The organism is Sphingomonas sp. AC449 (assembly GCF_979253475.1).
Genome location: NZ_CEEDCZ010000066.1, coordinates 1 through 252, shown reverse-complemented (window position 1 = coordinate 252; position 252 = coordinate 1). Strand labels below are relative to the sequence as shown.

The 252-nt window shown below is 65.1% G+C and carries 1 protein-coding gene; it reads right to left on the bottom strand.

Annotated elements, in window-relative coordinates; genetic code table 11:
• Nucleotides 1-61: 61 nt before the first annotated feature.
• Nucleotides 62-252 (bottom strand): class I SAM-dependent methyltransferase (locus tag AC0CH3_RS17855; RefSeq protein ID WP_465238133.1); only part of this gene is annotated, 191 nt, incomplete at its 5' end.

Genomic DNA, 252 nt, shown 5'->3' with positions numbered 1-252 from the left:
CTCCGCGTCTCCGCGTCTCCGCGTGAACCCCTCTTCGCGCCTTCGCGCCGTCGCGTGATCACTAGATCTTCCAGCCCGAGTGGATCGCGACCAGACCGCCGAGCAAAGGCTCGACCGTGGTCTGCACGAAGCCCGCATCCGCGATCATGCCCTTGAACTTGGGCATGTCCGGGAATCGGCGGATCGACTCGCTCAGATAGCGATAGCTGTCGGCGTCCTGCGCGAGCAGCTGGCCGAGCTTCGGGACCATCT